Here is a 5187-nt window from a genome sequence, read left to right on the forward strand (position 1 = left end):
GCCGATAGTCAACTCCGGGCACCGCCGGGCGGCTGGGCGCCGCCACGCGGGTGCCTCGCTTTCGCTCGTTACGCCGCGCCACGAAGTAAGTGCAGGCACATGCTGTCGCGCCGGTAAGCCGAAGGGCGCACCCGCGAAAGGCAGCGTGCAGCGCTGCGGCAGGTTGATGCAGCACGATCCGGGCGGCTGAGCGCCGTCACGCGGGTGCCTCGCTGTCGCTCGTTACGCCGCGCTACGAGTAAGTGCAGGCACATCCCGTAGCGCGGGTAAGCCGAAGGGCGCACCCGCGAAAGGCAGCGCAAAGCGCTGCTGAAGATAGAAGAGATAAAGAGGAGGGTCTTGCCTAACGCGCTAGAGCGGCGCTTTCTGGGGGCTATGCGCGGCGTGCAGGCGGGCGATGAGCTGGTCTTCCAGGGCGAAGCGTTCGGTAAGGCCCTTGGCGAGGCGGTCGAGCCAGGCGGGAAGCCGGGCGATATGCGCCTGGCAGCGCTCGATGCTGGCATAGTCCTCGTCGAATTCGAGCACCATGGCCGTGGACATCTCGAGGCGCTCGAGCAGCTTGTCGGCGATCGCCAGCGCACTTTCGTCCTCGAAGGCCTTGGCCTCCTTGGCAAGCTCGGGGTAGATCTCGAAATGCCCGGCGCTGATGTAATCCATCAAGAGTTCGCTGAAGGTGTCGATGCGCGTCTTGTCGACGCCTTCGAGCTCGGCATCGCAGGCTTCCTTGAGCTCGATGAAGCTGATCAGGAAGGTGCGCCGCTGCTCGAGCCAGCGGTCGATCAGGCTGTGTACGCCTCCCCATCGCTCCTGGGCATTCTTGCAGTTCTCAAGCATGGCGCTCTCCTGATCGGGACACTCGACAGGCCTAGACTCGCCTTTCCGCTAGAGCATGTCAATTACGCGACCGGGATTTTATTGCCCGCCGCCCGCACGTGGCGGGCGGCAAGGAGTGTCACCGTTTGAAGGCCAGCCAGAGAATGCGCAGTGCCGCGAGCGACAGGATCAGAAAGCCGATCAGGGTCCAGGCGGGAAGCGACAATCCCAGGAAGGTGAAATCGATCTCGGCACACTCGCCGGAGCCGGTGAGCACCAGAGAAACCACGTCGCGCAGGGGCAGGATGTCCATCATGTAGTCGAGCCCCGGGCCGCAGGAAGGCACTTCGCTTGCCGGCAGATGCTGGAGCCAGACGTGGCGCCCGGCGATGAAAGCGCCAGTGCCGATGCTGGCAAGCCCCAGCACGCCGTAGATCGCTTTCCCCACGCGCCCCTTGGGGTTGTGCAGCGCCGCCACCAGAAAGACGATGCCCGCCGCAATCACCGCGACCCGCTGGAAGATGCACAGCGGGCATGGCTCCAGCCCCACCACGTGCTCGAGCACCAGGGCAACGGTCATCATCAACACACAGAAGACAAACCCGGCCCAGGCGATGGGACGGATGGCGGATGGCTTCATTCTGATTCCTCGGGAGTAATGGCCGAAAAGGCGCGCATTTCGCGGGCTTTGGTGAAGTAGTGCGCGAGAAAATCGCCGAAGGATTCAACGTCGGCGGCTTCGATGTCGTGCTGCTGCTGGTGGGAGGTCTCGATCAACTGATCCAGCAGCGCCTGGCGCGAGCGCAGCATCGGGGTCGACTTCAGCGCCTCGCTCTGCTCTTTGGCCAGCGCCAGCAGCGTATCGCTGAGCGACCCCGAGCCCGCCTTGAGTCGCGCCAGCAGCTGGCCCGAAGGCGTGAGGTTCGGGTCACGCAGGCGCGGTGCGAGGGCATCGAGGGCGGCCTGGTGAGGCGCATTCTCCTCCACCGCGTCGAGCAGCCGGGCGACCTCGCCCATCTCGGCGAAGATCTGCTCGCCCCAGGCGGGCAGCGTGATCGCCTCGCCGTCGCGCATGAGCTCGAGCGCCGGATCACGGCCACGTTCGACCACCAGCCGGCGGTTGTCGTCGAGGCGGTCGCACTCCTCATCGGAGATCCAGGGGCTGTCGCTGAGCAGACACCAGAGCAGGAACACGTCGACGAAACGCATCTGGTCTTCGGTCACGCCAAGCGCATCGAAGGGGTTCAGGTCCAGACAGCGCACCTCGATATACTCGACGCCGCGCGCCTCGAGCGCCTGGCTCGGCGTTTCGTTGTGCTTGGCCACGCGCTTGGGGCGAATGTCGCTGTAGTACTCGTTCTCGATCTGCAGGATGTTGGCGTTGAGCTGGCGCCAGTCGCCGTCGGCGTTCACGCCGAGCTTCTCGTAGTCCGGCCAGGGCGAGGAGATGGCGTGGCGCAGCGTGTTGACGTAGTTCGACAGCGAGTTGAAGCAGATCTTGAGCTGCTCCTGCACCTTGTTCTGGTAGCCCAGGTCCGACATGCGCAGGGTCGTGGCGTACTCGGCATAGAGGGTGTCGTCGCCGATCGGCGTGAGCTTGTCCGGCACCCGGCCATCCGGCAGGAAGCTCTTGTCCACGGCGGGGGATGCGCCGAACAGGTACAGAAGCAGCCAGCTGTGACGGCGAAAATGGCGGATCATGCCGAAGTAGCGCGTCGAGCGGTAGTCGTTGAACGGGATGTTGGTGGCTTTCTCCAGCTCGCGCAGCGCGTGCCACATGTCCTCCGGCAGCGACACGTTGTAGTGCACGCCGGCGATCGCCTGCATGATGCGCCCGTAACGCACGTCGAGCCCCTTGCGGTAGACGTGCTTCATGGTGCCGACGTTGGAGGTGCCGTAGTCGGCGATCGGCACGCTGTCGTTGCCCGAGAGCCTGGAGGGCATGCTGCCCGGCCAGATCCACTCGTTATCGAGGTGCTGGTAGGTGAAGGTGTGCAGGTCCGACAGAAACGCCAGCGCCTCCTTGGGTTCCGAGTAGACCGGCGTGATGTACTCCAGCAGCGACTCGGAGTAGTCGGTGGTGATGTGCGGGTGGGTCAGCTTCGACCCGAGCGTTTCGGGGTGCGGCGTCTGGGCGATGTGACCGCCCGCATCGACGCGCAGGCCTTCCTTTTCCAGTCCACGCCGCAGGCGCCCCAGCCTGCCCAGCCGGGCGCTTGGCAGCAAGCGCTCGATCTGGGCAGTCAGCGATGCGGGCACAGTGAGAGGCTCAGCCAAAACGAACACTCCTTGTCTATAAGGCCTGCCGTGCAGGCCTGGATAAAATCTGCAGGAACCGCCATGGGGCCAGCCCTAGAAGGGCTAAGAATATGGCGCTATACGCTCAAACTTCAAGGCGCGCGACTATTTGCCCTGCTTGGCTTTCAACAGTGCCGCGCCAAGCGCCCCCATTCCGCCCTCCTGGGCGGGCCGCTCTCGGCCGCCGCGACCGCCTTTCTGGGCGCGCGGCGCCTTGCGGCCGTCTCCTTGGGAGCTCGACGGCTTCTGCTCGCTGTCGCTTTCGACTTCGTCGGACAGCCGCATGGAAAGCCCCACCCGCTTGCGCGGAATATCCACGCTCATCACCTTCACCGTGACGATGTCGCCGGCCTTGACCACGGTTCTCGGGTCCTCGACGTACTTCTCCGAGAGCGCCGAGATATGCACCAGGCCATCCTGATGTACGCCGATATCCACGAACGCACCGAAGTGGGTGACGTTGGTGACGGTACCTTCGAGCACCATGCCGAGCTTGAGGTCGGTGAGCTTCTCGACGCCTTCGCGGAACTCGGCGGCCTTGAACTCCGGGCGCGGGTCGCGGCCGGGCTTGTCCAGCTCCTTGAAGATGTCGCTGACCGTCGGCACGCCGAAGCGCTCGTCGGCGAAATCCGCAGGGTCGAGCGCCTTGAGCGCCTGGCGGTCACCGATCAGGTTTTTCACCTCGCGCCCGCTTTGGCTTGCGATGCGCTCGACCAGGGTATACGCCTCCGGGTGAACGCCGCTGGCATCCAGCGGGTTCTCGGCGCCCTGGATGCGTAGGAAGCCGGCACACTGCTCGAAGGTCTTCGGCCCCAGCCGGCTGACCTCGAGAAGCGCCTTGCGGCTCTTGAAGGCGCCCTGCTGGTTGCGCTGGGCGACGATGTTCTCGGCGATCACCGTGGAAAGCCCCGCCACCCGGGAGAGCAGCGCGCTGGAAGCGGTATTGAGATCCACACCCACCGCGTTCACGCAGTCCTCGATCACCGCCTCGAGGCTTTTCGAGAGCTGAAGCTGGGAAACGTCGTGCTGGTACTGACCCACGCCGATCGACTTCGGCTCGATCTTGACCAGCTCCGCGAGCGGGTCCTGCAGGCGCCGGGCGATGGAGACCGCACCGCGAATGGTGACGTCGAGATCCGGAAGCTCCTTCGAGGCGTACTCGGAGGCCGAGTAGACCGAGGCGCCCGCTTCGGACACCATCACCTTGCTCAAAGGCTGGTTCGGGGCCAGCGCTTTCACCAGCTCGCCGGCGAGCTTGTCGGTTTCGCGGCTGGCGGTGCCATTGCCCACGGCGATCAGCTCGACATTATGGCGCTTGATCAGTTTCGTGAGTTCGGAAAGCGACTCGTTCCAGCGGTTTTGCGGCGCGTGAGGGTAGATGGTCGCCTGATCGACGAATTGCCCCGTGGCGTCCACCACCGCCACCTTGCAGCCGGTGCGCAGGCCCGGGTCGAGCGCCAGCGTCACCTTCTGCCCCGCCGGCGCGGCCAGCAGCAGATCCTTGAGGTTGGCGGCGAAGACGTCGATGGCGGTCTGCTCCGCCTGCTCGCGAAGCCGACCGAGAAGCTCGGTCTCGAGCGCGGTGTAGAGCTTCACTCGCCAGGTCCAGCGCACCACTTCCATCAGCCACTTGTCCGCCGCGCGCCCTTCGTCGCGAATGCCGACCTGTCTGGCGATGGCGGCCTGGGCCGGGTGCACCGGCGCCTCGTCTTCACCGGGCAGGCGAATGGCCAGGCTCAGCACGCCTTCGTTGCGCCCGCGGAACATCGCCAGCGCCCGGTGAGAGGGCACCTTCGCGAGTTTTTCATCGTGTTCGAAGTAGTCGGAGAACTTGGCGCCTTCGTTGGCCTTGCCATCGAGCATGCGCGCGCTGAGCTCGCCCTCCTCCCAGAGCCGCTCGCGCAGCCGGCCGATCAGCTCCGGGTCCTCGGCGAAGCGCTCCATGAGGATCTGCTTGGCGCCGTCGAGAGCGGCCTTGGCGTCCTCGATGGCGGGCGTATCGCCCTCGGCGGCGCGCAGATACCCCTGTGCTTCGCTTTCCGGGTCGAGGGTCGGGTCGGCGAGCAAGGCATCCGC

At 65.3% G+C, this 5187-nt stretch carries 4 protein-coding genes; all 4 read right to left on the reverse strand.

Annotation, left to right across the window (positions count from 1 at the left end; translation table 11 throughout):
• Positions 1-351: 351 nt before the first annotated feature.
• Positions 352-834 (reverse strand): sigma D regulator, encoded by a 483-nt coding sequence (gene rsd / locus BIS11_RS10425; RefSeq protein ID WP_253420040.1) that lies wholly within the window; start codon positions 832-834, stop codon positions 352-354.
• Positions 835-952: 118 nt separating this feature from the next.
• A complete protein-coding gene (locus BIS11_RS10430; protein WP_253420037.1) occupies positions 953-1453 on the reverse strand; it encodes a disulfide bond formation protein B in 501 nt (166 codons plus the stop codon).
• The gene (gene gshA / locus BIS11_RS10435) at positions 1450-3090 is read right to left on the reverse strand and encodes a glutamate--cysteine ligase (protein ID WP_253420034.1); all 1641 of its coding nucleotides are present in this window, start codon (positions 3088-3090) and stop codon (positions 1450-1452) included. The genes BIS11_RS10430 and gshA overlap by 4 nt, the downstream gene beginning before the upstream one ends.
• 126 nt (positions 3091-3216) lie before the next feature.
• On the reverse strand, positions 3217-5187 hold a 1971-nt coding region (locus tag BIS11_RS10440; RefSeq protein ID WP_253586016.1), incomplete at its 5' end, for a Tex family protein.

It is taken from the genome of Halomonas sp. 707D4, from assembly GCF_024158685.1.
Taxonomy (GTDB): domain Bacteria; phylum Pseudomonadota; class Gammaproteobacteria; order Pseudomonadales; family Halomonadaceae; genus Vreelandella.